This is a genomic window from Nonomuraea sp. NPDC059007 (assembly GCF_042740555.1).
Taxonomy (GTDB): domain Bacteria; phylum Actinomycetota; class Actinomycetes; order Streptosporangiales; family Streptosporangiaceae; genus Nonomuraea.
The window spans coordinates 181,765-205,971 of sequence record NZ_JBHYJD010000012.1; the positions used below are offsets into that span (position 1 = coordinate 181,765).

The following is a 24,207-nucleotide window of genomic DNA, read 5'->3' on the forward strand; positions in this document are numbered from 1 at the left end:
CGGCATCTTCGACCCCCGGCCAAAGCCGCGCAACGCGTTCACGTATCACCCATCATCCTCAAGCCGGAGCCATTCGAGCGATCCGCCGTTACGGCTGCGTGGCGTGGGTCGGCGAGGTCGTGGGCGGAGCGGGTCAGCCAGATCAGGCTCAGCGCACCGGCGAGCGCCGTGACCGTGCCGGGGACGTTGCCGACACCTTCCAGCAGCCGGTCCAGGAGCGAGGAGGTCAACATCAGGACCAGGGCGGCGATGCCGTACACCACAGTGGAGGTTTGCCAGCGGCGGTCATTTCGCTGCGCCCGCAGGAGCAGCATCGTCCAGAGCAGTCCCGCCAGCCCGCCTATCGTGATCAGGAAGTCGCCCACGGGCATGCCGAGCAAGTCGAGCACCTCGGAGACCGCGACGCTTCCGTACGCCACGATGCCGAAAGACCGCATATGGTCGCCATATTTCAGGCCACGCGTCAGCACCGGGTGGTACAGCCACACCACCGCCAGCATCACCGCGGCGTCGAGCAGGCTCATCCACCACGACCAGGACGTCACGAGGGGATAGACGAGCCAGGACGCCGCCGCGACGTACAGTGCGATCCGTAGTCGCGTCGTGTCCCGATCCATCGCGTACGGCGGGCCCACCAGCGGCCCGCGCAGTCCTTGCCACAGCGCCCACGCCCACATCGCGCCGACCAGCCCCACGATGAGCACGCCGCGCCCTGTCACCGCGAGGCCTTCATCCAGTTCGGGCACCAACGTCAGCCGCAACATCGCGCTCAGATCGCCCGAGATCAGGGCGAGCGCTCCGACGATCGCCAGTGCGATGACGTAACCGCCCACGACGAGTAGGGCGAGAAGGCTTAATCGGTAACGACGCGACACGTGGCACTTCCAGGGGGTGAATGCGATCGAACGCCCCACCTTAGCGAGCCTCCAACCCCCAGTCGATCAAGCATGTCCCTGGAACCATGCGGAGGTGGCCGGCGGTGGCCCAGCACCCTCCGGAAGAAGTTCACGGCGCCGGCGGTGAAGATGAGCGTCTGCAGCCAGAGGATGACGAGCGTCGCCCGAGCGGTGGCGGGCAAGGCCGTGTCCATGGGCGCCTCCAGGATGTTGGGCTGGCATGAGGTGTTGATCAGACCGCGTACCGGCTGGGGCCCCACTCCGGCACTGCACGCCACCCGGCTACCGCAAGCTAGCCCCGCCCGATCGGGACCGGTCCCGATCCCCGACCGGCGGCGGTTGAGGACGATCGCTCACCCGAGCAGAGAGTCTCCGCTCGCCCATCCTTGCGCTGTCACCCACAGCGCTGCCGGCGGGGGCGGGATCGCCAGCCGAGCCGTGTCGGAGCCGATCCGCCTGCTCGCTGTCAGCGGCATGGGAGGGCGTTGGGCAATGCACACGCCCGGTCCCGGCTGCGACGTTCCGACTGGGCTTGATTGCCGATGAGGGGAGCCCTGCCGATCCTGCTCAGCGGACCGTCGGAGCTCGCGGCGTGACCGCCTCGCGCAGTTCGGCGGCGGCCTGGGCGATGAGCTCGGACAAGGTCGCGTCCGGATCGGCCAGCCAGCGGGACGTGGCACGCCGGGAGATCGCGATCGCCACGTCGATGATGAAGCGTGCCTCGCCGGACTCGACGCCGCGGCGCTCCAGCGCCCCCACCAGTGCGCCGGCGATGTCGGCGAGCTTGATCAGGTCGCGTTCGGCCAGTGCCGGGCTGGCGGCGATCACCCCGACGCGGCGCAGCAGGAACTCGCGCGAGCGAAAGACCTCGTCGGCGGTCCCCAGCGCGACCAGCAGCGCCTCGAACGGCGTGAGGCCCGGGGCGGCCGCCTCGACCTGGGCGACGAGGTGGGCCTCAAGCTCGTTGCCGGCGAAAAGGACTTCCCGCTTGTCGGGGAAGTAGCGGTAGAAGGAGCGCTCGGTCAGACCGGCGGCACGCGCGATCTGCGCGACCGTGGTGCGCTCGAACCCCTGCGTCTCGAACAGCTCGAGCGCCGCGCGCTCGAGCCGGCCCTGTGCGTCGGACTCCCATCTCGGCATACCGGCCAGGATACGACAACAGATGCTGTCATCACCGTGCTACGGTCGATGACAACAGATGCTGTCATCACAGAGGAGATTGTCATGAAGGCTCTGCAGTTCGACCGGTTCGGTTCCCCGGACGGGATCGTGCTCCGTGACGTTCCGAAGCCGGAGCCGGGACCCGGCCAGATCCGGATCGCCGTGCGGGCGTGCGGCCTGAACCCGGCCGACTGGGCGGTGGTCGACGGCCTCCTCGCCGACCGGTTGCCGCCGCTGCCGCGTGGGCTCGGCTTCGAGGTCGCGGGCACCGTCGACGCGTTCGGTGAGGGCGTCACCGGCGTCGAGGTCGGCGACCGCGTGTTCGGCCCGGCGACCTTCGACGGCCCGACGGCCGGGGCCGCCGAGTACGCGCTGATGGTGGCTTGGGCGCGCATTCCCGAGAGCGTCACCGCCGAGCAGGCTGCCGCGCTGCCGATGGCGGCCGAGACGGCGTGGCACGCGCTCGACGACCTCGGCGTCCAGCCGGGTGAGTTGCTGCTCGTCCACGGCGCGGGCTCCACGGTCGGCGAGGCCGCGGTGCGCTTCGCGCTGCACCGGGGTACCCGGGTGATCGCCACCGCCGGGCCCGCACGGGCCGCCGCCCTGGAAGAGATCGGCGCCCAGGTGACCGGCTACGGCGACGGCATGACCGAACGCGTCGCCGCCCTGGCCGGAGGCCGCGTCGACCGTGCCCTGGACACGGCCCCGACCGGCGGCCGGATCGACCGCCCCGACCAGACCAGCCCGGCCGGCGGCTCACTGCCCACCCTCATCAAGCTGACCGGCGACCCCGACCGCGTCCTCACCGTCTCCGACTTCGCCGCCGCGGCCGAACTGGGCACCCGGGTCACCCACATCGAAATGCGCTACGACCGGCTGGACGAGTTCGCCCGGCTGGCCGGCGAAGGTGTCCTGGCCGTATCGGTCGCTCGCACCTACACCCTCGACCAGATCCACCAGGCCGCCAAGCTCAGCCAGTCCCGTCGTCCCGGCGGCAAACTCACGCTGGTCCTGTGATCGCCTCATCGCCTGCGCAGGCGATCCCGCAACCGAACAAGCACTGAGCTACCCAATAACCACAACAACACGAGCGGCGGCGACGATGATCAACTCCCGCCTCCCGGCATTACAGACCCTGCGCGGTGCCGGATCGAGATGCTTGGCGATATCGCGCGGTACGCGAAGAGCTCACCAGAGTGCTTCGAGGACTGCTGATAGGTCAGGGCCGTACACCTCGGGGGAGAATGTGGCCTTCCCAGATCCATGTCCGGGTTGTCCGCTCAGAAAGGCGGTGTCAACCGGCTCGCATCCGTCGCGGGACACACTGCGGGCCTACCCCAGGCAAGGAGTGCGTTCATGCGGATGCCCCTGATCTCGATCGCCATGCTCACCCTCGCGTGCGCCGCCTGCTCATCCCCCGGTACGGCAGGCCTCCCGGCACCGGCGCCCGCCACGACCACCACCTCACCGTCCAGCCCTACCCCGGCTCCCCCTGCGCCGTCCCCGACCCCCTCACCAGAACCCCCGGAACCGCCGGCCGCGAGAGCGAAGATCCCCGACGTCGTCGGCATGAACCTGCAAGCCGCCCAGGACACCATGCAGGCCGCCGGCTTCTACTTCCTCGACGACCAGGACGCCACCGGGCAGGACCGGCTGCAGATCTACGACCGCAACTGGGTCGTCACCAGGCAGACACCTGCCGCGGGCCGCAAGGCAGACCCGGCGACCCGCATCACCCTGTGGGCCAAGAAACACGGCGAATAGGCTCACTGATGCCACCGAAAAAAGATAACTCTCCGTAATCAAGCTTAGGGTGATCGGCGCAGTTCAGCGCCTTTGCGGCAGGCGGCCGGGTCGGCTTCGGTGGCCAGACGGGCGGAGGTCTCCTCGCCGAGGCGGACGTAGCGGCCGAGGCTGGCCAGGTGCTGGTGGCGGGATTTGGCCTGGAACTCGGGCGCACTATGCCCGGCCTCGGCGAGGTGCAGCAGGGCGGCTGTGGCGCAGTTGGTGGAGCGTCCAGCCTTTCTGGTGCGTGTCGAGTTCGGCGTTGGCCTGTCTGAACGGGTATTCGGCGCGCGGGCAGGACAAGCGGCCCCGTCCTGTTGCCGGGCAGATGTCGGTGACCGCGAGCATCCGGGAGCCGGCGGAGGGGCCAGTGCACGTACTCGATCGCGCCGCCCTTGGACACCACGTGGGCGCGGCGGAACTCCAGGTCCAGATCCTCGATGTTCAAGATGAGGATCTCCTCGGCGCGAGCGGCCGTCTCATACAGCATCCGCCACAGCAGGCGCTCACGCAGGGCGTGGGAGGAGTCGGTGAACAGGGTCTCCAGCGCGGACAGGTGACGGCCGCCGCGGTGTTCCAGTGCTCCATCACCGGGCGTAGTCCTCGGGCGCCAGTTCCCTGGTGGGCCGGGGTCGGCCAGCGCGGTCAGGCGGGTGAGGGTGGCGGCGTAGTCGGCGCGAATGGCGGCGGCCTGCACCTGGTCGAGGAAGGACAGGAAGCCCTCGTACTGCTCGTCGCTGTCGGCGCAGGCGCTGACAATGCGCGGGTTGAGCAACACGATCGGCTCGGCATCCACACCGGGCCAAGCCCGTGCCCTTACCGACTACATGGTGCTCGTGCACCCGCTGCAGCACGGCGAACAGGGCGTCGATCACCTCCCCGAGCGGCGAGCACCGGTCACGATCATGGGCCCACCGAGGTCGCCATCCGCCTTTCTCGTGTGCCACTCACTTTTCGGGAGCACCGCAGGGCGACGATATCAAGCGACATATTCTCCGCTATATAACACCTATATACCTGGATGCTGACAACGTTGAGGCGAAGTGCGTATGCGCAGGTGGGAGCCGAGTTTATATAAAGCTTCGTATGGAGTTATTTGCGTATGGAGCTTTTTGGGCGCTAGCCTCGAAGGGTCGGTTCGCGAAATTTGCGAACCATTCTCCGCTCGCCAATGAAAGGGCACACATATGTCTGCTACCCATTCCGAGACGGCCGGCCGCGCCGTACCCGGATGGTTCGACGAGGCAAAGCTCGGCGTCATGATCGTGTGGACCCCGGCGGCGGTCCCGGCGTTCGCACCGCTGTTCCCCGCGGCCGAGGCCTGGGAGCAGATGACCGAGGACGAGGCCGCCGTCCTGCTGCGCGACGGCCTGCCGTTCGCGGAGATGTACCTGAACCAGATGCACGTCCCGACCAGCGCCGTGGCCGCCCATCACGCCGAGCGCCACGCGGGCGTCTCCTACGACGACTTCGCCGCCGAGTTCAGGGCCGGGATGCACCGGTGGGACCCGCACTCGTGGGTGGAACTCTTCGCCGCCGCCGGCATCCGGTACGTGGTGCTGACGGTCAAGCACCAGGACGGCTTCCTGCTGTGGCCCAGCGCCACCCCGAACCCGCACAAGAAGGACTGGCAGGCCGAGCGGGACCTCGTCGGCGAACTGGCCGAGGCGGTGCGCGCGGCCGGGATGAAGTTCGGGGTGCTCTACAGCGGCGGCCTCGACTTCACCTTCACCCCGCCGCCCGCTGCCGAGGACTACGAGAACCTGCCCGCCGCCATCGCCGACAACCCCGGCTACGCCGCCTACGCCGACGCGCACTGGCGGGAGCTCATCGAGCGCTACCGGCCGTCGGTGCTGTGGAACGACGCCGGCTACCCGGCCGCCGCCCGCATGGACGAGATGGTGTCCTGGTACCGCGAGCAGGTGCCCGGCGGGGTGATCAACGACCGCTTCGGCCCCACGCCGGCCGGCTCGGAGGAGGAACTCGCCGACTTCGCCACCCTGGAGTACCAGCGGGACTACGCCACCGACGCACCCGAGGGCCGCAAGTGGGAATCCTGCCGCGGGCTCGGCTCCTCCTTCGGCTACAACCGGCAGGAAACCGACGCCAGCATGCCCGACGCTGCCGAGCTGATCCACGAGTTCGTCGACTGCGTCGCGCACGGCGGCAACTTCCTGCCCGCCGTCGGCCCGACCGCCGCCGGGCAGGTGCCGTGGATCCAGGCCCAGCGACTGCTCGCACTGGGCTGGTGGCTCAAGACCAACGGGCCCGCCGTGTACGGCACGCGTCCCTGGACCCGCGTCACCGGCACCACCGGCGACGGCCTTGACATCCGCTACACCCAATCACCGGACGCGGTGCACGCCATCGTGCTGGGCGTCACCAACCGGCCGGAAGTGGAGTTGGACGTGCGCGCCGAACCCCGCGCCGAGATCACCCTGCTGGGCGGCGGCTCGGACCCGCTCACCTGGGAACCGGCCGCGCACGGCATCCGGGTCCGCCTGCCCGAGACACCCGACGCCCAGCCCGCTCTGACCTTGCGCATCAGCCCCGCCACCTCCGTCCAGCCTGCCTCTGTCCAGCCCGCCGTTCAGGAGGCCGAATGAACAGCCACCACACCGCCGCCCGCACCACCCCAGCCTGGTTCGACGAGGCCAAACTCGGCATCTTCATCCACTGGAACCCCGCCGTCGTACCCGCCTACGCGCCGGTCCCGTCGGTGCACCCGGTCGATGAGATGATGGCCTACGACGAGTCCGGCGTGCAGGCCATGCGCCGCAACCCGTACGCGGACATGTACTGGAACAGCATGAATATCCCGGGCAGCCCCACCGCCCGCCACCACGCCGAGCACTACCCCGGCCTCGACTACGACGACTTCGTCCGCGTCTTCCGCGAGCAGGTCCTGACCGCCTTCGACCCCCGGCCGTGGGCCGAGCTGTTCGCCCGCGCCGGCGCCCGCTACGTGGTGCTCACCACCAAGATGGACGACGGCTTCCTGCTGTGGCCCAGCGCCACCCCCAACCCGCACAGGAAGGACTGGCAGTCCACCCGCGACGTCGTCGGCGACCTCGCCGAGGCGGTACGCGAGCGCGGCCTGCGCTTCGCCACCTACTACTGCGGCGGCCAGGACTGGACCTTCACCGGCCTGCCCCTGGCCGACATCGAGGCGTTCATGAACGGCTGCCCACCCGGCCCCGCCTACGCCGCCTACGCCGACGCCCACATCCGCGAACTCACCGACCGCTACCAGCCCTCGGTGCTGTGGAACGACTACAGCTACCCCGCCGACTCCGACGTACCCGCCCTGTTCCGGCACTACTGGGACACCGTGCCCGACGGCCTGGTCAACAACCGCTTCGCCCCACCCGGCACCGACCCCGGCAACGACACCTCCGGCATCCACTACGACTTCCTCACCCCCGAACAGACCACCGCAGGCCACTTCCCCGGCAAATGGGAGGCGTGCATGACGCTCGGCACCGCATGGGGCTACAACCGGATGGAACCCGCCTCCACCCACCTGAGCGGTGAGCAACTCATCCGCACCTTCATCGACGTCGTCGCCCGCGGCGGCAACCTGCTCATCAACGTCGGCCCCACCGCCGCCGCGACCATTCCCTGGATGCAGGCCGAACCCCTCCTGGCCCTCGGCTGGTGGCTGGAAACCAACGGTGAGGCCATCTACGCCACCCGCCCCTGGACCAAGCCCAAGGGCTTGACCGGCGAAGCCCTCGACATCCGCTACACCCAATCCAACGACCCGTCCGGCGGCGCCGTACACGCCATCGTGCTCGGCACACCCACGCGACGCGACGTCGAACTCGACGTCCGCCTGGACGGCGGCGCCCGCGTCAGCCTGACCGGCCACGGCGCCGCCCTACCCTGGGAAGAGACCCCGATGGGCGTGCGCATCCAGCTACCCGACCAACTCGACCCAAGGCCCGCCCACAGCCTGCGCCTCGAGCCAGCCAACCACGTCCACCCCCACACCGAAACCTGACCCGGCCCCAACCTTGCTGTCGCGCCAAGCCGCGTCACCGACGGCCTCACCCACACCAGCCCCGCCGTGTTGCCGCTTGAGATCAACCGCGCGCTGCCGGACGCGGTGATCACCGTCTCCGGTACGGCGATCATCGAGGCGATGGCGGCCTGCTTCACCTATCCGAAGACCGTGGTCGAGCCGGGCGGCGCGTGCCGCGCTTGCAGCCTGCACACCGGACGGTTCATGACGCCATCGCGACCTGCACTCGGAGCGGATCGCCGCGATCGTCTAACAGGGGGCCGTCCCCGCCGGCGATCCGCTCCGGCGCGCTTCCGGCGCTCCCGTGAACAACCCTTCCGGCAGTCCGATCGCCTTGACCCGTTCCAGCTTGACGATCCCGGCCAGCAGCGTGTTTTCCTCCGGTGACATCTACCCGAGCGGTGCGCCGAATAGCTTGAGCGATGGCAGCACGGGCCCGATGCGGCCCATGGCATCGGAGATCCGGAAGTTCAATGGGCGGTACTCAATCCGCCCGGAGACAACCAGGTTGAGATGTGAGCACCCAAACGGCTCTAGATCTTGCTCAACCTCCGGGCATCGAGAGGCCGGGCGCCGCCCCAGAGCAACGAAAACCCCTTGCCCGGGGACACCCAGCCGGCCCACACCCCAAGCAGTGCGGGTGGGCAGGAGCTGGCCGGCCACCTAGCCGGGCAAGGGGTGGGGCCCAGAAAGCAGGGCGCCCGGAGCGAAGCGGAGGCCCGACAGGGGTCGAGCTTCAGCTCGACTGGAGAAACGCCTGAGCCCCAAAGCGCGAAGCGCGCCAAAGGCGATGACCTTGCCTTTAGGCGGCAGCCATCTTGCGGAGCCGGGCCAGCGCGTCCCGCTCGATCCGCCGGGCCCGGTCTCGTCCGATTCCGTAGCGCTCGCCGACCTCGGTCAGCGTGTGCTCGCGCCCGTCCACCAGCCCGTATCGCCACCGCAGCATCTCGGAGGTGTCGCCCTCAAGGTCGGTCAGCCACTGGTCCAGCCGCTCACGCTCAAGGATCTCGATCGCCTGCTGCTCCGGGTCCGCCCACGTCTCGTCCGCGATCATGTCGCCGAGCTCGGTCTCGTCCTCGTCACCGACGCCAAGCTGCAGGGAAACGGGGTCGGACGCCCACCGGCGCAGTTCGCGAACCCGCTCGATGGGCAGTTCAAGCACCTGAGCGAGGTCGTCATCAGTGGGCTCGGTGTCGAACTCGGCCAGCATGTCGCGCCGTACCCGCATCAGCCGGGTCATCTGCTCCCCGGCATGCGTGGGCAGCCGTACGGGGCGAGCCTGTTCGTGAATGGCCCGTCCCACCGACTGCCTGATCCACCACGTGGCATACGTCGAGAACTTGTACCCCCGCTGGTAGTCGAACTTCTCCACCGCTCGCACCAGTCCCAGGTTCCCCTCCTGGACCAGGTCGATCAGCGGCATCCCCCGCCCGGAGTACTTCCGGGCAACCGCCACGACCAGCCGGAGGTTGGCCTGGATGAACTCGTCCTTCGCCCGCTGTCCCGATATCGCCAGCCGTTCGAGCTCCTCGTCGGCGACGTCCCCGATGCGGGGCTCCGAGCCTCCGCTGTCGAGGAGTTGCTCGGCGAAAAGCCCCGCTTCGATCCGCTTGGCGAGCTCGACCTCCTCCTCGGCGGTGAGCAGCGGGACCCGGCCTATCTCCGCCAGATAGGTTCCGAGCAGGTCGCGTTCGGCGACCTCCTGCGTGCGACTCCCCGTAGGCCTTGCCATCCCCAGGCACCTCGTTCCCGCAGCTGCGTTCTATACCCGGCCAACGTGTGGTCCGAAGCAAAGATTCCCTAAACAGGTACGCCGCTGGGATGGTTCTGGTTGTCCTCCTTCAGGAGGAGACGGCCGCTACCAAGGGTACGCCCGGGCGGTATGCGAGGTGCACATACGAGGGTGCGTCGAGGGTCACGTAGTCCGCGCGCGACCCCGGACGCAGCACGCCGACGTCCTCTCGCCTGAGCGCGCGGGCGCCGCCGTACGTGGCCGCCCTGATGGCCTCCAGCGGCGTCATCCTCATCTCCCGTACGGCCAGCGCGACGCAGAACGGCATCGACGAGGTGAACGACGAGCCGGGGTTGCAGTCGGTCGCGATGGCCACGGTGGCCCCGGCGTCGATGAGCCGCCGCGCGTCCGGGTACGGCGAGCGCGTCGAGAACTCCGCCCCCGGCAGCAGCGTGGCCACCGTCCCGGACGAGGCCAGCGCGTCCACGTCCGCGTCCGACAGATGCGTGCAGTGGTCGGCGGAGGCCGCCCCGAGCTCGACGGCGATCCGCACGCCGGGCCCCTCGGTGAGCTGGTTGGCGTGGACTCTGGGCAGCAGCCCGGCCTTGATGCCCGCGGTGAGGATCTCCCGCGTCTGGTCGCCGTCGAACGCGCCGCGCTCGCAGAAGACGTCCACCCATTTCGCGTACGGCGCGCAGGCCGCCAGCATCTCCCCCGCCACGAGCCGCACGTAGTCGTCGGCGTCCACCCCGGCGGGCACCACGTGCGCGCCCAGATAGGTGGTCTCGTCGACGAGCCCGGAGGCGATCTCCAGCGAGCGCCGCTCGTCCTCGACGCTGAGCCCGTAGCCGCTCTTGATCTCGACGGTCGTGGTGCCCTGACGGCGCATCTCGGCGAGGAGCGCGGCGGCGTGCGTGGCCAGTTCGGCGTCACTGGCGGCGCGCGTGGCGGCGACGGTGGTGCGGATGCCCCCGGCCGTGTACGGCTGGCCGGACATGCGCGCGTCGAACTCGGCAGTACGGTCACCGGCGAAGACCAGGTGGGCGTGGCTGTCCACGAAGCCGGGGATGACGCAGCGCCCGGCGGCGTCCTCGCGCTCGTCGGCCACCGGCGCCTCGGCCGCGGGGCCGGTCCAGACGACGCGGCCGTCCTCGACGACCATGGCGGCGTCCGCGATCTCCTCGCGGGCGGGGTCGCCCGTGTAGAGGAGGCCGATGCCGTCGATCAGTTTCGCGCTCACCGCAGGGCTCCTATCGCCTCGGCCAACATCTGACCGACATTTCCGGAAATGTGGTGGCCGTCGGCCACGATCTGGCGGCCCGAGGAGACCACCGAGAGCACGTCCGCGGCCGTCGCGGCGAAGACCACCGCTTCGGCTCCCGTGGCGCCGGCCGTACGGACGGAATCGAGGCGGACCGTGACGAGGTCGGCCCACGCGCCCTCGGCCAGCACCCCCGCGTCCGGGAAGCCCAGCGAGGCGTGGCCGGCGGCCGTCGCGGCCGTCAGCAGTTCGGCGGCCCGCCAGTGGCCGCGCTTCTCGCTGGCCAGGCGCTCGTCGAGTTCGACCGCCCGCGCCTCCTCGAACAGGTCGATCACCGCGTGGCTGTCGGAGCCGAGGGTGATCGGCGCGCCCTTGTCGAAGAGCGTCCTGGCAGGGCCGATGCCGTCGGCCAGGTCGCGTTCGGTGGTCGGGCACATGCAGACGTGCGTGCGCGAGCCGCCGAGCAGTTCGACGTCGGCGTCGGTGAGGTGGGTGGCGTGCACGGCGGTCGAGCGCGGGCCCAGCGCGCCGTGCTCGTGCAGGACCTGCACCGGCGTGGCCGCGTACCTCTCGACGCAGGCGGCGTTCTCGGCCCGCTGCTCGGAGACGTGGGCGTGCAGCGGCGCGGCGTGCCGGTGGGCGAACTCCGCGACCAGCGGCATCTGCTCGGGCGGCACCGCGCGTACCGAGTGGATCGCGGCCCCGGCCACCACGTCGGGCTGACCGGCGTAGTGCGCGGCCAGGTCCTCGGCCCGCCGGGCCCACCGCTCGGCGTCGCCGTCGCCGAAGCGGACCTGCGCGCCGGCCAGCGGCGTGCCGATGCCGCCGGTCAGGTAGCAGGTGTCGAGCAGCGTGATGCGCAGCCCGGCCTCGCGGGCGGCCCGTACGAGCGCGTGTCCCATCGCGTTGGGGTCGGCGTACGGGCGCCCGCCGGGTGTGTGGTGCAGGTAGTGGAACTCGCCGACGCAGGTGATCCCGGCCATCGCCATCTCGGAGTAGACGGCGCGCGCGAGGGTCAGGTAGGAGTCGGGGTCGAGCCGGGCGGCGATCTCGTACATCTGGTCGCGCCAGGTCCAGAAGTCGCCCCTGCCGGTCTGGGTGGCGCCGCGCAGCGCCCGGTGGAAGGCGTGGGAGTGGGCGTTGGCCAGCCCCGGCACCGTGATCCCCGGTAGCCGCCGCGCGCCGGGCGGCGGCGGGCCCTGGGTGACGGCGGCGATGCGCTCGCCGGAAACCTCGACGATCACGCTCTCGGCCGCGCCGGTGGGCAGCCACGCCTGCTCGCACCAGTAGGTCAGCGGCACAGGTCCTCCAGGACATGGGCGAGCGCCTCGACGCCGGCCGCGCAGTCGGCCTCCTCGGCGTGCTCGGCGGGCGAGTGGGAGATGCCGGTCGGGTTGCGCACGAACAACATCGCCGACGGCACCCCGGCCGAGGCGAGGATGCCCGCGTCGTGCCCGGCCCCGGTCGCCAGGACCGGAACGTCTCCGGCCGCGGCGGCGACGCGCGCGCGCAGGGTCTCGTCGAAGTCGACCACCGGCGTCCAGGACTCCTCGCTGACCTGCTCGCCCGCGCTCAGTTCCGCCACCAGCGCCCGTACCGCGCGCTCCCAGGCGCCCCTCGCATCCAGCCACGCCGAGACCTGCCCCGGGATGGCGTTGGCGTTGTTGGGCGAGACGCGCACCTTCCCGAACGTCGCGACCACGCCGTAGCGGCGCGCCGCCTCACGGGCGGCCAGCACCTTGGCCGCGTAGGCGAGCATCGGGTCGTCGCGATCCTCCAGGCGCGTGGTGCCCGCGTGGTTGGCCTGGCCGCGGAAGTCGAAGCGCCAGCGTCCGTGCGGCCAGATCGCGCTGGCCACGCCGACCGGCCGGCCGCGGTCGACCAGCCCTCTGCCCTGCTCGACGTGCAGCTCGACGAAGACGCCGACATGCCCGAGCGTCTCCTCGTCCTTCCCCAGCCCGTACGGCTTGCGCCCCGCCGCGGCCAGCACCTCGGCCAGCGTGCGCCCGTCGTCGTCGGCCAGCCCCCTGGCCCGGTCGGGATCGAGGACACCGGTCAGCAGGCGCGAACCCATGCACGGCACCCCGAACCTGGCGCCCTCCTCGTCGGTGAAGCAGGCGATGCCAAGTGGCCGGCCCGGCTGGAATCCCCGCTCCTTGACCAGGTCGAGTGCCTGGAAGGCCGACACGACTCCGAGGGGGCCGTCGTAGGCGCCGCCCTGCCGTACCGAGTCGAGGTGGCTGCCCGTGACCACGCCCGGCGTCACCGACGGGTCGCCCCACCACGCCCAGAGGTTGCCGTTGCGGTCCTCGCGCAGATCGAGGCCGCGCCGGCCCGCCTCCCCGGCGAACCATTCCCGCAGCTCCAGGTCCGCGGCCGACCAGGCGTCCCGGACATAGCCGTTGGTCGCGGGATCCCGCCCGATGTGCGCAAGTTCTCCAAGCATGGGGTCACTCTAGTGAATGAATCCATTCATAGGACAGGGCCGCTCCGGGGACGGAGAATGAGATCGGTCAGGTGGGCGTCGGCGCCCGCGGTGACGGCGCCGAGAACCGCCCCGGCCACGGTCTCCGCGGCCAGGTACTTGTCCGGCTCGAACGCGCCGCTCTCCTGCTCGCGGACCGAGCGCTGCATGTCGGTGGCCACCCGGCCGGGATAGAGGCTGGTGACGCGGAGCGCGGGCTCCTCCTGGCGCAGGGCGTCGGCGAAGGCGCGCAGCGCGAACTTGCTGGCGGCGTAGGAGGCCCAGCCGGGGTTGGCCCGCTGGCCGGCGCCGGAGTTGACGCACACGACGTGGCCTTCGGCGGCGCGCAGGGCGGGCAGCAACAGGCGGGTCAGCTCGGCGACGGCCACCACGTTGATCTCGTAGGTGTCGCGCCAGACGCTCGCCGGGGTCTCGGCGATGCGGGACAGCTCCGCCACGCCCGCGCTGTGCACGAGCACGTCCAGGCGCTCGACGTCCGGCAGGTCCGCGGCCCGCAGGCCGGTCAGCTCCACCGGCCACACCCGGGCGCCGGGAAGGTCCGCGGCCACCTCGGCCAGGGCCTTCTCGTCGCGTCCGCCGAGGATCAGTCGGTGGGTCGGCGCCAAGGCCCGCGCGACGGCCGCGCCCACCCCGCGAGAAGCCCCCGTCACCAGCGCGATCGGTCGTTCACTCATGCCCGTCACCCTAGCCACCCTTGACACGCACTCAAATTTGAACTCAAACTTGAGCATGTCTTCGACGCGTGTACTCATCCTCGGCACCCTGCTCGACGGCCCGCGCAACGGCTACCAGGTCAGAAGGCAGCTGGAGATGATGGGCGCCGACTTCTGGGCCAACGTGGCCTACGGGTCGATCTACCACGGGCTGTCGAAGATGGCCGACGAGGGCCTGCTGGACGTCGTGGAGAGCGGCAAGGGCGGCAAGACCGTCTACGCGCTCAGCGACGACGGCCGCTACCAGTTCTTCCATCTGCTCATGTCGTTCTGGAGCGAGATCAAGCCCATCGTGGACCCGTTCCAGGTCGCGATGACGTTCATGGACCGGCTCAGCAAGCCCGAGCTGCTCGGCGCCCTGCGCGGCAGGAAAGAGCAGCTCACGATGGCGATCGCGATGACCGAGCGGGCCCTGGGCACCAAGCGGGGCGCGGGCGCGCCCCGGCACATCGACGAGAACCTCAAGCTCAACATCGGCATGCTCAAGGCCCAGCTCGCCTGGTGCGAGGAAGCCGTGAAAAAGGTGGAAGCCGACGAGCTTCCCTGAGGAGAACAATGATCATTCAAGCTACGGACTTAAGGAAGACCTTCACCACGAAGAGCAGAAAGGGCGTCCAGACGGTCGAGGCCGTCAAGGGCGTGGACCTCGCGGTGAAGAAGGGCGAGATCTTCGGCGTGCTCGGCCCCAACGGGGCGGGCAAGACGACCACGATCAGAATGCTCGCCACGTTGATCGTCCCCGACGCCGGCCAGGCCGTCGTCGCCGGTCACGACCTGCTCAAGGACCCCGCGGGCGTACGGCGCAACCTCGGCTACGTCTCCCAGGCCGGTGGCGTGGAGGAGGGCAACAGCCCGCGCGCGCAGATCGTCTTCGCGGCCAAGATCTACGGCGTGGCCGACCCCGGCCGGGCGGCCGAGGACGTGCTGCGCCGGTTCGACCTGCTGGAACTGGCCGACCGGCCGGGCCGTACCCTGTCGGGAGGCCAGAAGCGGCGGGTGGCCATCGCGCTCGGGCTGGTGCACGCGCCCCCGCTGCTCTTCCTCGACGAGCCCACCACCGGCCTGGACCCGCAGAACCGCGCCAACCTCTGGGACCGCATCCGCGAGCTGCGCGAGATGGGCACCAGCGTGCTGCTCAGCACCCACTACCTCGACGAGGCCGACGCCCTGTGCGACCGGCTGGCGATCGTGGACCACGGCGTGGTCGTGGCCGATGGCACCCCGTCCGATCTCAAGCGCGAGGTCTCCGGCGACGTGGTCACCCTGCGCCTGGACGAGCTCGACCGCGCGGCCGAGGCCCTGGGCCCGCTGGCCCGCGCCGCCCGCGTGGACGAGGACGTGCTGCGCGTCTACCTCGACGACGGCGAGCACATGCTGCCCGCCCTGCTCAGGCGGCTCGAAGAGGAGCGGCTGGAGCTGCGCTCGATCGCGCTGGACCGCTCGACGCTCGACGACGTCTTCCTCGCCAAGACCGGACGCTCGCTCAGGGACACGGGAGCCGCCGTATGATCCGCGACACCTCGCTCTTCTTCGCCTACGAGGTCAAGAACACGCTGCGCAACCCGATCTGGCCGTTGTTCGGCATCATGCAGCCGGTCATGTACCTGCTGCTGTTCGCCCCGCTGTTCGCCGGCATGGGGTTCGCCGGTGATCTCGGGCAGGCACTGACCAGCTTCGCCCCCGGCATGCTGGTGATCACCGCGCTGTTCGGCTCGATGGGCGTCGCGTACGGCACGATCTACGAGATGCGCAGCGGCGTCCTGGAGCGCATCGCGGTCAGCCCGACCCGGCGTCCGGCGATCGTCCTGGGCCGGATGCTGCGCGACGTGGTCGTGCTGGTGATCCAGTCGGTCATCGTCATGGTGGTGGCCGTGATCATGGGCATGCGGGTCGGCCCCGCCGGTCTGCTGCTCATGGTGCTGCTGCTGGCGCTCACCGGGCTGTTCTCCTCCGGCGTGGCCTACGGCCTTGCCCTGAGCCTGCGCGACGAGAACGCCATGGGACAGATCATGCAGTTCTTCGCGCTGCCGCTGATGCTGCTGTCGGGCGCGCTGCTGCCGATGGCCTTCGGGCCGGGCTGGCTGGAGAAGGTCGCCTGGTTCACGCCCTTCTACCACCCGGTCGAGGCGGGCCGCGCGCTGTTCGCCGGGAACTTCGGCGACGTCAACGTGCCGCTGGCCTTCGCCATCATGCTCGGTCTCGCGCTGCTGACCGTGACCTGGTCCGTCCGCTCGCTCAGGCGCATAGCCGGGTAGTCACGACTCGGCGAATGTCCCGGTCTCCTCGGTCATCTTCTCGTACTCCTCCAGCCGTGCCTGGGTGCGCAGCGGCGCCGCGTCGGCCATGGCCTCGACCAGGGCCATGGCCAGCGCGAGCGGCGCGGCGTGGGAGTCGAAGACGAGCCGGTCGCCGACCGGGGCGTCGAGCACGACCTCGGCGGGAAAGTCCGGCCGGTCGGTGATGACCGCCGTCCGCAGCCCCGCCTTCTCGGCATATTCCAGAGCCTGTACGGCTTCCGCCGGATACCTGGGCAGCACGACCGCCAGCACCCACCCCGCGCCCGCGCGGCGCGCCGCGTGCAGCCCGTCGATCAGCTCGGAACCGCCGTGGACCAGCAGCCGCACGTCGGGATGGATGCGGCGGGCGTAGTAGCCGAACGTGGTGGCGAGGCCCGACGACACCCGCAGCCCCAGCACCGGCAGCGGCTCGGTCGCGGCCAGCGCCTCGCCCAGCTCCTTGATCGGCAGAGCGCTCAGCCGCTCGCGCACGGCCGACAGGTTGCGGATCTCGTCGTCGAGGGCGGTGCGGATCAGCGTGTCCTCGGCGGGGCGCGGCGGCCCGCCCAGCACGAGCGGCCGCAGGGCCTGCTTGAGCTCGGGGTATCCGGCGAAACCCAGAACCATCGCGAACCTGGTGACCGACGGCTGGCTGACCCCGGAGCGCTCGGCCAGTTCGACGCTGGACAGGAAGATCGCGTCATCGAGGTGCTCGGACAGGTAATGCGCGATCCGGCGCTGCACAGGCGACAGGCGCCGCCCGTCGAGCAGCGCCTCAAGCCCGGAATGCGTCACGCCACCTCCAACGCCGTCACTCATGCGATCCCATCCCGCGTATCCCGAAATGTGGGCACCACTTGGCCGGTCAGGCGGGCCTTGTGGCGGCGGGCGCCACGTCCGGCGTGAGAAGCGCCCGGCGATCGGGCGCGACCCACGGCGGCGGGAGGCGGTGGTGCGGCGGAGCCGTAACGGATAAGAGACCCGCACATCAAGCGACGAGACCCCCGCACCAAGAGACGAGACTCTCGCATGGGGAGATTTACGACTCGCGCATCGGGATGCGGACGCCGCGCTCGTCGGCGACCGCGGCCGCCTCCTCGTAGCCCGCGTCGACGTGCCGCATCACGCCGGTGCCCGGGTCGTTGGTGAGCACGCGGCTGACCTTCTCCCTGGCCAGCGCGGTGCCGTCGGCCACGGTCACCTGGCCGGAGTGGATGGAGCGGCCGATGCCGACGCCGCCGCCGTGGTGGATCGAGACCCACGCGGCGCCGGAGGCGGTGTTCAGCATGGCGTTGAGCAGCGGCCAGTCGGCGATGGCGTCCGAGCCGTCGGCCATGGCCTCGGTCTCCCGGTACGGCGAGGCCACCGACCCGCTGTCGAGGTGGTCGCGCCCGATGACGATGGGCGCCTGAAGTTCGCCGCTGGCCACCATGTCGTTGAAGCGTTCGCCGGCCAGGTTCCGCTCGCCGTACCCGAGCCAGCAGATGCGCGCGGGCAGGCCCTGGAAGTGGACCTTCTCCCCGGCCTTGCGGATCCAGCGGGCGAGCTGCTCGTTCTCGGGGAAGAGTTCCAGGATGGCCTGGTCGGTCTTGTGGATGTCCTCGGGCGAGCCGGACAGCGCCGCCCAGCGGAACGGGCCCTTGCCCTCGCAGAACAGCGGCCGGATGTAGGCGGGCACGAAGCCGGGGAAGTCGAAGGCGCGGGAGTAGCCGGCGAGCTGGGCCTCGCCGCGGATGGAGTTGCCGTAGTCGAAGACCTCGGCGCCGGCGTCCTTGAAGCCGACCATGGCCTCGACGTGCTTGGCCATGGACTCGCGGGCCTTCTGCGTGAACCCCGCGGGGTCCTTCTCGCGGGCCGCCGACATGTCCTCGAAGGCGATCCCCTGCGGCAGGTACATCAGCGGGTCGTGCGCCGAGGTCTGGTCGGTGACGATGTCGATCTCGGCGCCGCGGGCCAGCAGGTCGGGCAGGGCGTCGGCGGCGTTGGCGACGACGCCGATGGACAGCGGGCGGCGCTCGTCGCGGGCCTGGTAGGCCAGGCGCAGCGCCTCGTCCAGGGAGGACGCCTCGACGTCGAGGTAGCGGTGCTCGATGCGCCGGGAGACGCTGCGCGGGTCGCAGTCGACGCAGATGGCCACGCCGCCGTTCATGGTGACCGCGAGGGGCTGGGCGCCGCCCATGCCGCCGAGCCCGGCGGTGAGCGTGATCGTCCCGGCGAGCGTGCCGCCGAAACGCTTGGCGGCCACGGCGGCGAACGTCTCGTAGGTGCCCTGAAGGATGCCCTGGGTGCCGATGTAGATCCAGGATCCGGCGGTCATCTGGCCGTACATGGTGAGGCCGGCGGCCTCCAGCCTGCGGAACTCCTCCCAGTTGGCCCAGTCGGGCACCAGGTTGGAGTTGGCGATGAGGACGCGGGGCGCCCACTCGTGCGTGCGGAACACCCCGACCGGGCGGCCCGACTGCACCAGCAGCGTCTCGTCGCCCTCAAGCGTGGTCAGCGTGCGGACCATCGCGTCGAACGAGGGCCAGTCGCGTGCGGCCTTCCCGGAACCGCCGTAGACGACCAGTTGCTCGGGGTGTTCGGCGACCTCCGGATCCAGGTTGTTCTGGAGCATCCGGAACGCCGCCTCTTGCGGCCATCCTTTGGCGGTCAGCGTGGTACCTCTGGGCGCGCGCACGACCCGGCTCATGAAGCTCTCCTCTGAGTGACACTGAATGAACATATTCACCTATGTCACTCGAAGAGTACAGGTCAGCAGTGATAGCTGGGAGTCACCTTGACGGCCTCGTTCCGCCCGGCGTCGATCACGGCGGAGGCGGCGATGCAGCGGCCCTTGCCGTACACCTTCACCGGACCGGCGTACTTGGCGTAATGGCCGTCGTCGTTGGCGATCTGGATGGACTTGCAGGAGAAGTAGTCGGAGGTCTTGTTCTTGCAGGTGTGCAGGGTGACCGACATCTGCTTGGTACGGCCCCAGTGGCTGCCGTAGGAGTCCAGGCGGGCGCAGTTGTAGCCGCTGGAGGGGTTGTAATAGATGTTCAGGTGGCCCTTGGTCGTGCCGCCTGAGGTCTTGACCGCGAGGTGCTCGATACGGTTGCCCGCGCACTGACCGGTCGCGGCCTGGGCCGGGGCGGACCCGAGGACGGCGGCCGAACCGGCCAGCAGCAGGGCGGTCATTGCCAATCTCTTTACTCGCATAACGGACAAACGTACCAATAACGGACTAGCTCACCAGGAACTGGGTCGCGGCCAGCTCGCGGTAGAGCTCGTCGGCGCCCACCAGTTCGTCGTGCGTGCCCATGGCCCGCACCGTGCCCGCCTCCATGACCACGATGCGGTCGGCGTTGGTGACGGTCGACAGCCGGTGGGCGATGACCAGCACGGTCGTCTCCCTGGCCACCTCGGCGATGACCTCGCGCAGCCGCAGCTCGTTGACCGCGTCCAGTTGCGAGGTGGCCTCGTCGAGCAGCAGCAGCCGGGGCTTGCGCAGCAGCGCGCGGGCGATGGCCACCCGCTGCCGCTCACCGCCCGACAGCAGGACGCCCCGGTGCCCGACCGGCGTCTCCAGCCCCTCCGGCAGCCGGGAGACCAGGTCGTCGAGGCGCGTACGCCGCACCGCCCGCCACAGGTCGTCGTCGGTGGCGTCCTCGGCGGCGAACAACAGGTTCTCCCGCAGCGTCCCGGCCAGCACGGGCGCGTCCTGCTCCACGTAGCCGAGCGTGGCGCGCAGGTCGCCGAGCGGCCAGTCGCGGATCTCCCTGCCGCCGACGGTGATCGTCCCGCCCTGGTGGTCGTAGAAGCGCTCCAGCAGCGCGAAGACCGTCGACTTGCCCGCTCCCGACGGGCCCACGAGCGCGGTCAGGCCGCCGGGCGGCACTTCGAAGGTGACGCCGTGGTGCACCTGTTCGCGGTCCTCGCCGTACTGGAAGGTGACATCCTCGAAGGTCACGCCGACCGGCGCGCCCTCGCGGACCGTCGGGGCCGAGGCGGGCTCGGCCGGCAGGTCCTCGATCTCGCGGATGCGCTTCAGCGCGGCCAGGCCGTTCTGCAGTTGCACCGCGCCCTCGACGAGCTGGCCGATCGGCGCCACCAGGTAGAAGAGGTAGAGCAGGAACGCGATCAGCGCCGAGACCTCCAGCGTGCCCGAGGCCACCCGGGCGCCGCCGACCGCCAGCACGCACAGGAACGCGATCTGGACCGCCATCCAGGTGGCGACTCCGGCCAGCGAGGTCCAGCCCGCCACCTGCAGGCCGCGGTCGCGGGCGCGTACCGCCGCCTCGCCGACGACCTCGACCTCGCGCTCCTCCGCGCCGCTGGCCTTGACCGTGCGGTACGCCTGCAGTGCCCGGTCGAGCACCGCGCCCATCTCGCCCACGGCCTCCTGCGCCTGGTGCTGGGCCTTCTGGATCTTCGGCATGACCAGCGCCACGAGCCCGCCGATGACGACGATGACCAGCAGCGTCACCAGCAGCAGGATGCCGTCCATCGCGGCCATCATGACGATCGCGCCGACGAGCATGAAGACGGAGCCGATGGAGTCGACGATGCCGTTGGTCAGCACCGAGCGCAGCAGCGTCGTGTCGCCGGTCACCCGCGACAGCAGGTCGCCGGGCTTGAGCCGGTCCACGTCGGCCACGCGCAGCCTGAGCAGGCGGTCGACGAGCTTGCGCCGCGCCCCGAGGACGATGCCCTCACCGGTGCGCTCCATCAGGTAGCTGCCCCCGGCCGAGACGACCGCGCCGACCAGCACCGCGATCGTGAGCCCGATCAGCGGCGCGGCCATGGACTGCTTGGCGCCGAACGCGTCGACCACGTACTTGGCCAGCAGCGGCATGGCCAGGCCCGCGATCGAGCCGATCAGGCTGAGTACGCCGCCCAGTACCAGGATCCCCCGATGCGGCCTGAGGTACCCGATCAGCACCTTGAACGGCGCCCTGCCCCCTGCGTCCTCGTCCATAGTTCCCCTTTCCGGTATTTCCGATAGCTCCAACGAACGAACGGCGCAATCCGTACCCGTCAACCTAAATTGACGACCTAAGTATGTCAACTTTGATTGACTTCTCATCCCCGAGGAGGAGTCGCGCGAATAGGGCGTCGAGGAACCCGGCCGGAACCTCAGCCAGGACCATGACTGAAAGGACCGAACATGGAGCTCCGGATCAACCGGCGCGCCCTTGTCGGACTGGGCGTTGCGGCGGCGCTGACCGCCTCCTCGTTCGCCCTGCTCCGTACCGACACCGGCACGGCTTCCTCGCACCGCGAGGCACCGGCGATCTCGGGCGACCCGCGTAACGACAACACCGACGTCTACGCGTTCGTCAGCCCCGACAAGCCCGACACCGTCACCCTGCTCGCCAACTGGATCCCGTTCGAGGAGCCCCAGGGCGGCCCCAACTTCTACTTCTTCGACACCAAGTCCCGTTACAACATCAAGATCGACAACGACGGCGACGCCAAGCCCGACATCACCTACCAGTGGACCTTCCGCGACGAGGACAAGCGCGGAAACACCACGTTCCTGTACAACAACGGGCCCGTCACCTCGCTGAACGACCAGAACCTGCTCTTCCGCCAGCGCTACACGCTCAAGCGGATCACCGAGAGCGGCACCAGCACCCTCGTCGCCAACGGCGTCGTCGCCCCCAGCAACGTCGGGCCCGCCTCGATGCCCGACTACGGCACGCTGCGCTCGCAGGCGATCACCAACATCCCCGGCGGCAAGACCTTCGCCGGGCAGTCCGACGAGGCCTTCTTCCTCGACCTGCGCGTCTTCGACCTGCTGTACGGCGGCAACCTGTCCGAGGTCGGCCAGGACACGCTCAAGGGCTACAACGTCCACACACTGGGCCTGCAGGTCGCGGCCAAGGACCTGGCGCTCAAGGCCGACGCCAAGCGCAACCCGGTCATCGGCGTGTGGTCCACCACCGACAAGTGGGGCCCCAACGGCTACAAGCAGGTCTCGCGCCTGGGCGAGCCGCTGGTTAACGAGCTCGTGGTGCCCGCCGGGCTGAAGGACGCGTTCAACGCCCTGCCCCCGGAGAAGGACGCCGACGTCCCGGCCGTGGTCAAGCGGGTCACCGACCCCGAACTGGCCAGGCTCCTCGAGTCCATCTACGGCATCAAGGCCCCGGCCACGCCGCGCAACGACCTGGTCCAGATCTTCCTGACCGGCATCGCCAAGGGCAACGGCCCGATCATGGCCGACCTGAACTCGCAGTCGCTCAACAAGGACGCGGGCAAGCTGCGTCCCGCCGAGATGATGCGGCTCAACATGTCGATCCCGCCCACGAAGGACCCGAACCGGCTCGGCGTGCTCGCCGGTGACCTCCAGGGCTTCCCGAACGGCCGGCGGCTCAGCGACGACGTCGTCGACATCGAACTCCAGGCCGTGGCCGGCGCGGCGGTGACGGGCAAGCTCATCCCGGCGCTGACCGACAAGGTCGACCAGAACGACAAGACGTTCGGCGCCACGTTCCCGTACATCCCGCTGCCCAGCAATGTCGCGGTGAACCAGCGATAAGCCACCACCCGGCCGCTCCTCCTCTCCGGGAGCGACCGGTCCCCCCCGGCGGGCGACACTCCCGAACGCCCGCCGTCCGACCGGCCGGCCGCACCCCGTCGCGGCCGGCCGGTCATCTCCACCCCCTGAACGGAGCCATACGCCATGCGCTGGATCGTCGCGCTCGCCCTGGCCGGAGCCCTGGCGCTGACCGCCTACGCGGTGCTCGCGCCGCCGGCGCCCTCGGCCGAACAGCCCGCCGTGTTCACCGAGACGCTGCAGGCGCGCCTGGCCCGGCTGCCCGGCGACTACCGCTCCTGGGCCCAGCTCGCCATGGAGCAGATCGAACAGGCCAGGATCACCGGCGACCCCGCCCATTACCCGAAGGCCGAGGGCGCGCTGGCCAAGGCCGCCGCGCTCGCGCCGCGCGACGACGCCGTCCTGACCGGCCGCGCGGCCCTCGCCGCCGGCCGCCACGAGTTCAAGCAGGCGGTACGGCTGGCCGAGCAGGCCATCTCCGTCAACGCCTACAGCTCGACCGCCCACGGCATCCTGGCCGACGCCCGCACCCAGCTCGGCGACCTGCCCGGCGCCCAGCGCGCCGTGGACAAGATGCTCGCCCTGCGCCCCGGGGTGCCGTCGTTCACCCGCGCCTCGTATGCGGCCGAGTTGCGCGGTGACACCGCCGCGGCGACCGCGTTGATGCGGCTCGCGCACGAGGACGCGTACCTGCCGGCTGACCTCGCCTTCACCCGCTACTACCTGGGCGAGCTGTCACTGCGTTCCGGCGCGCTGCGGGAGGCCGAGCACTGGTACACGCGGGCGCAGGAGGCCATGCCCGCCTACGTGCCCGCGATGGCCGGGCGCGCCCGGGTCGCCGCGCTCTCCGGCCGCCTCCCCGAGGCGCTGGATCTCTACCAGACGGTCGTGAACCGGCTGCCCCTCCCCCAATACCTGCTCGAACAGGGCGAGACCCGCATCAAGGCCGGGCTGCCCGCCGACTGGACGCTCCTGAAGGCCCAGCGGCGCCTCTACGAGGATGCCGGCGTGCGCGACGCCCTGACCTGGGCGGAGTTCGAGGCCTACCACGGCTCGCCCGCCGCCGCCGTCCGCCTCGCCCGCGCCGAGTACGCCGACAACCGCAACCCGGTCGCCGCCGACGCGCTGGCCTGGGCGCTGCACCGGGCGGGGCGGTCGCGGGAGGCGCTGCCGTACGCGGAGAAGGCGACGGCGGGCGGGTGGCGCAACGCGATCCTGTACCACCACCGCGCCGAGATCGAACGCGCCCTCGGCCGCAGCCCCTCCTCCATCCCGGCCAAGCGCCTGAACCCGGCCTTCGACCCGTCCCTGCCCGCCCTTGCGAGGTTCTCGTGAG

Annotated in this window: 22 protein-coding genes; 10 read left to right on the plus strand and 12 right to left on the minus strand. The window is 70.3% G+C overall.

Going from position 1 to position 24,207, the window contains the following annotated elements:
- Positions 1–38 precede the first annotated feature (38 nt).
- Together ACFWY5_RS22040 and ACFWY5_RS22045 are read right to left on the minus strand one after the other, a co-directional pair.
- Entirely contained in the window at positions 39–914 is an 876-nt protein-coding gene (locus tag ACFWY5_RS22040) for a hypothetical protein (RefSeq protein WP_379633926.1), read from the minus strand.
- Positions 915–1,463: 549 nt separating this feature from the next.
- Entirely contained in the window at positions 1,464–2,036 is a 573-nt protein-coding gene (locus tag ACFWY5_RS22045; RefSeq protein ID WP_379633928.1) for a TetR/AcrR family transcriptional regulator, read from the minus strand.
- An 84-nt stretch (positions 2,037–2,120) separates the two neighbouring features.
- Between ACFWY5_RS22045 and ACFWY5_RS22050 the strand changes: the two genes are divergently transcribed.
- Positions 2,121–3,074, plus strand: coding sequence for an NADP-dependent oxidoreductase (locus ACFWY5_RS22050; RefSeq protein ID WP_379633930.1), 954 nt, complete (start codon positions 2,121–2,123; stop codon positions 3,072–3,074).
- Between the two features lie 339 nt (positions 3,075–3,413).
- Positions 3,414–3,821, plus strand: coding sequence for a PASTA domain-containing protein (locus tag ACFWY5_RS22055; RefSeq protein ID WP_379633932.1), 408 nt, complete (start codon positions 3,414–3,416; stop codon positions 3,819–3,821).
- Here the strand turns inward: ACFWY5_RS22055 and ACFWY5_RS22060 are convergent.
- Positions 3,790–4,638 (minus strand): hypothetical protein, encoded by an 849-nt coding sequence (locus ACFWY5_RS22060; protein ID WP_379633934.1) that lies wholly within the window; start codon positions 4,636–4,638, stop codon positions 3,790–3,792. The genes ACFWY5_RS22055 and ACFWY5_RS22060 overlap by 32 nt on opposite strands.
- Positions 4,639–5,029: 391 nt before the next feature.
- Between ACFWY5_RS22060 and ACFWY5_RS22065 the strand changes: the two genes are divergently transcribed.
- The 3 genes from ACFWY5_RS22065 (at position 5,030) to ACFWY5_RS22075 (ending at position 8,253) form a co-directional block, all read left to right on the plus strand.
- Complete coding sequence (locus tag ACFWY5_RS22065; protein WP_379633936.1) at positions 5,030–6,448, plus strand: alpha-L-fucosidase; 1,419 nt, start codon at positions 5,030–5,032, stop codon at positions 6,446–6,448.
- Entirely contained in the window at positions 6,445–7,845 is a 1,401-nt protein-coding gene (locus tag ACFWY5_RS22070) for an alpha-L-fucosidase (protein ID WP_379633937.1), read from the plus strand. The genes ACFWY5_RS22065 and ACFWY5_RS22070 overlap by 4 nt, the downstream gene beginning before the upstream one ends.
- Before the next feature lie 66 nt (positions 7,846–7,911).
- Entirely contained in the window at positions 7,912–8,253 is a 342-nt protein-coding gene (locus ACFWY5_RS22075) for a hypothetical protein (RefSeq protein ID WP_379633939.1), read from the plus strand.
- A 415-nt stretch (positions 8,254–8,668) separates the two neighbouring features.
- On the opposite strand, the gene ACFWY5_RS22080 is transcribed toward ACFWY5_RS22075, so the two are convergent.
- The 5 genes from ACFWY5_RS22080 to ACFWY5_RS22100 form a co-directional block, all read right to left on the minus strand.
- On the minus strand, positions 8,669–9,598 hold the full coding sequence (locus tag ACFWY5_RS22080) for an RNA polymerase sigma factor RpoD/SigA (RefSeq protein WP_379609264.1): 930 nt from the start codon (positions 9,596–9,598) through the stop codon (positions 8,669–8,671).
- Between the two features lie 109 nt (positions 9,599–9,707).
- Entirely contained in the window at positions 9,708–10,838 is a 1,131-nt protein-coding gene (gene hutI / locus ACFWY5_RS22085) for an imidazolonepropionase (protein ID WP_379633941.1), read from the minus strand.
- Positions 10,835–12,160 (minus strand): formimidoylglutamate deiminase, encoded by a 1,326-nt coding sequence (locus tag ACFWY5_RS22090; RefSeq protein ID WP_379633943.1) that lies wholly within the window; start codon positions 12,158–12,160, stop codon positions 10,835–10,837. Before ACFWY5_RS22090 ends, hutI begins: the two co-directional genes overlap by 4 nt.
- Complete coding sequence (locus tag ACFWY5_RS22095; protein ID WP_379633945.1) at positions 12,151–13,305, minus strand: allantoate amidohydrolase; 1,155 nt, start codon at positions 13,303–13,305, stop codon at positions 12,151–12,153. Before ACFWY5_RS22095 ends, ACFWY5_RS22090 begins: the two co-directional genes overlap by 10 nt.
- Before the next feature lie 26 nt (positions 13,306–13,331).
- On the minus strand, positions 13,332–14,018 hold the full coding sequence (locus tag ACFWY5_RS22100) for an SDR family oxidoreductase (protein ID WP_379633947.1): 687 nt from the start codon (positions 14,016–14,018) through the stop codon (positions 13,332–13,334).
- Between the two features lie 55 nt (positions 14,019–14,073).
- Here ACFWY5_RS22100 and ACFWY5_RS22105 point away from each other — a divergent pair, with 55 nt between their 5' ends.
- The 3 genes from ACFWY5_RS22105 to ACFWY5_RS22115 are packed head-to-tail and all read left to right on the plus strand — an operon-like array spanning position 14,074 to position 16,312.
- Positions 14,074–14,604, plus strand: coding sequence for a PadR family transcriptional regulator (locus ACFWY5_RS22105; protein ID WP_379633949.1), 531 nt, complete (start codon positions 14,074–14,076; stop codon positions 14,602–14,604).
- Between the two features lie 8 nt (positions 14,605–14,612).
- Positions 14,613–15,566 (plus strand): ATP-binding cassette domain-containing protein, encoded by a 954-nt coding sequence (locus tag ACFWY5_RS22110; protein WP_379633951.1) that lies wholly within the window; start codon positions 14,613–14,615, stop codon positions 15,564–15,566.
- Positions 15,563–16,312 carry an ABC transporter permease gene (locus ACFWY5_RS22115; protein WP_379633953.1) on the plus strand — a complete coding sequence of 250 codons (750 nt, stop codon included), beginning with the start codon at positions 15,563–15,565 and terminating at the stop codon, positions 16,310–16,312. Before ACFWY5_RS22110 ends, ACFWY5_RS22115 begins: the two co-directional genes overlap by 4 nt.
- Here ACFWY5_RS22115 and ACFWY5_RS22120 read toward each other — a convergent pair whose 3' ends face one another.
- The 4 genes from ACFWY5_RS22120 to ACFWY5_RS22135 all read right to left on the minus strand — a co-directional run bounded on the left by ACFWY5_RS22120 (position 16,313) and on the right by ACFWY5_RS22135 (position 21,290).
- Positions 16,313–17,128: a MurR/RpiR family transcriptional regulator gene (locus ACFWY5_RS22120; protein WP_379609256.1), complete on the minus strand. Its 816-nt coding sequence runs from the start codon at positions 17,126–17,128 to the stop codon at positions 16,313–16,315.
- 244 nt (positions 17,129–17,372) lie between these two features.
- Positions 17,373–19,022 (minus strand): urocanate hydratase, encoded by a 1,650-nt coding sequence (gene hutU, locus ACFWY5_RS22125; protein WP_379633955.1) that lies wholly within the window; start codon positions 19,020–19,022, stop codon positions 17,373–17,375.
- 62 nt (positions 19,023–19,084) lie between these two features.
- Positions 19,085–19,510 (minus strand): hypothetical protein, encoded by a 426-nt coding sequence (locus ACFWY5_RS22130; protein ID WP_379609254.1) that lies wholly within the window; start codon positions 19,508–19,510, stop codon positions 19,085–19,087.
- Between the two features lie 46 nt (positions 19,511–19,556).
- Positions 19,557–21,290: an ABC transporter ATP-binding protein gene (locus ACFWY5_RS22135; protein WP_379633956.1), complete on the minus strand. Its 1,734-nt coding sequence runs from the start codon at positions 21,288–21,290 to the stop codon at positions 19,557–19,559.
- Between the two features lie 189 nt (positions 21,291–21,479).
- Here ACFWY5_RS22135 and ACFWY5_RS22140 point away from each other — a divergent pair, with 189 nt between their 5' ends.
- Together ACFWY5_RS22140 and ACFWY5_RS22145 are read left to right on the plus strand one after the other, a co-directional pair.
- Positions 21,480–22,853 (plus strand): DUF4331 domain-containing protein, encoded by a 1,374-nt coding sequence (locus ACFWY5_RS22140; protein WP_379609252.1) that lies wholly within the window; start codon positions 21,480–21,482, stop codon positions 22,851–22,853.
- Between the two features lie 144 nt (positions 22,854–22,997).
- The gene (locus ACFWY5_RS22145) at positions 22,998–24,206 is read left to right on the plus strand and encodes a tetratricopeptide repeat protein (RefSeq protein ID WP_379633958.1); all 1,209 of its coding nucleotides are present in this window, start codon (positions 22,998–23,000) and stop codon (positions 24,204–24,206) included.
- Position 24,207: the final 1 nt, after the last annotated feature.

What these genes read in the sequence shown, in the direction of transcription:
- ACFWY5_RS22050 (WP_379633930.1), top strand. Translation starts at nt 2,121, where the DNA reads ATGAAGGCTCTGCAGTTCGACCGGTTCGGTTCCCCGGACGGGATCGTG.
- ACFWY5_RS22145 (WP_379633958.1), top strand. Translation starts at nt 22,998, where the DNA reads ATGCGCTGGATCGTCGCGCTCGCCCTGGCCGGAGCCCTGGCGCTGACC.
- ACFWY5_RS22045 (WP_379633928.1), bottom strand. Translation starts at nt 2,036, where the DNA reads ATGCCGAGATGGGAGTCCGACGCACAGGGCCGGCTCGAGCGCGCGGCG.
- ACFWY5_RS22080 (WP_379609264.1), bottom strand. Translation starts at nt 9,598, where the DNA reads ATGGCAAGGCCTACGGGGAGTCGCACGCAGGAGGTCGCCGAACGCGAC.
- ACFWY5_RS22100 (WP_379633947.1), bottom strand. Translation starts at nt 14,018, where the DNA reads ATGAGTGAACGACCGATCGCGCTGGTGACGGGGGCTTCTCGCGGGGTG.
- ACFWY5_RS22095 (WP_379633945.1), bottom strand. Translation starts at nt 13,305, where the DNA reads ATGCTTGGAGAACTTGCGCACATCGGGCGGGATCCCGCGACCAACGGC.
- ACFWY5_RS22130 (WP_379609254.1), bottom strand. Translation starts at nt 19,510, where the DNA reads ATGACCGCCCTGCTGCTGGCCGGTTCGGCCGCCGTCCTCGGGTCCGCC.
- ACFWY5_RS22140 (WP_379609252.1), top strand. Translation starts at nt 21,480, where the DNA reads ATGGAGCTCCGGATCAACCGGCGCGCCCTTGTCGGACTGGGCGTTGCG.
- ACFWY5_RS22065 (WP_379633936.1), top strand. Translation starts at nt 5,030, where the DNA reads ATGTCTGCTACCCATTCCGAGACGGCCGGCCGCGCCGTACCCGGATGG.
- ACFWY5_RS22105 (WP_379633949.1), top strand. Translation starts at nt 14,074, where the DNA reads ATGTCTTCGACGCGTGTACTCATCCTCGGCACCCTGCTCGACGGCCCG.
- ACFWY5_RS22135 (WP_379633956.1), bottom strand. Translation starts at nt 21,290, where the DNA reads ATGGACGAGGACGCAGGGGGCAGGGCGCCGTTCAAGGTGCTGATCGGG.
- ACFWY5_RS22110 (WP_379633951.1), top strand. Translation starts at nt 14,613, where the DNA reads ATGATCATTCAAGCTACGGACTTAAGGAAGACCTTCACCACGAAGAGC.
- ACFWY5_RS22115 (WP_379633953.1), top strand. Translation starts at nt 15,563, where the DNA reads ATGATCCGCGACACCTCGCTCTTCTTCGCCTACGAGGTCAAGAACACG.
- ACFWY5_RS22070 (WP_379633937.1), top strand. Translation starts at nt 6,445, where the DNA reads ATGAACAGCCACCACACCGCCGCCCGCACCACCCCAGCCTGGTTCGAC.
- hutU (WP_379633955.1), bottom strand. Translation starts at nt 19,022, where the DNA reads ATGAGCCGGGTCGTGCGCGCGCCCAGAGGTACCACGCTGACCGCCAAA.
- ACFWY5_RS22055 (WP_379633932.1), top strand. Translation starts at nt 3,414, where the DNA reads ATGCGGATGCCCCTGATCTCGATCGCCATGCTCACCCTCGCGTGCGCC.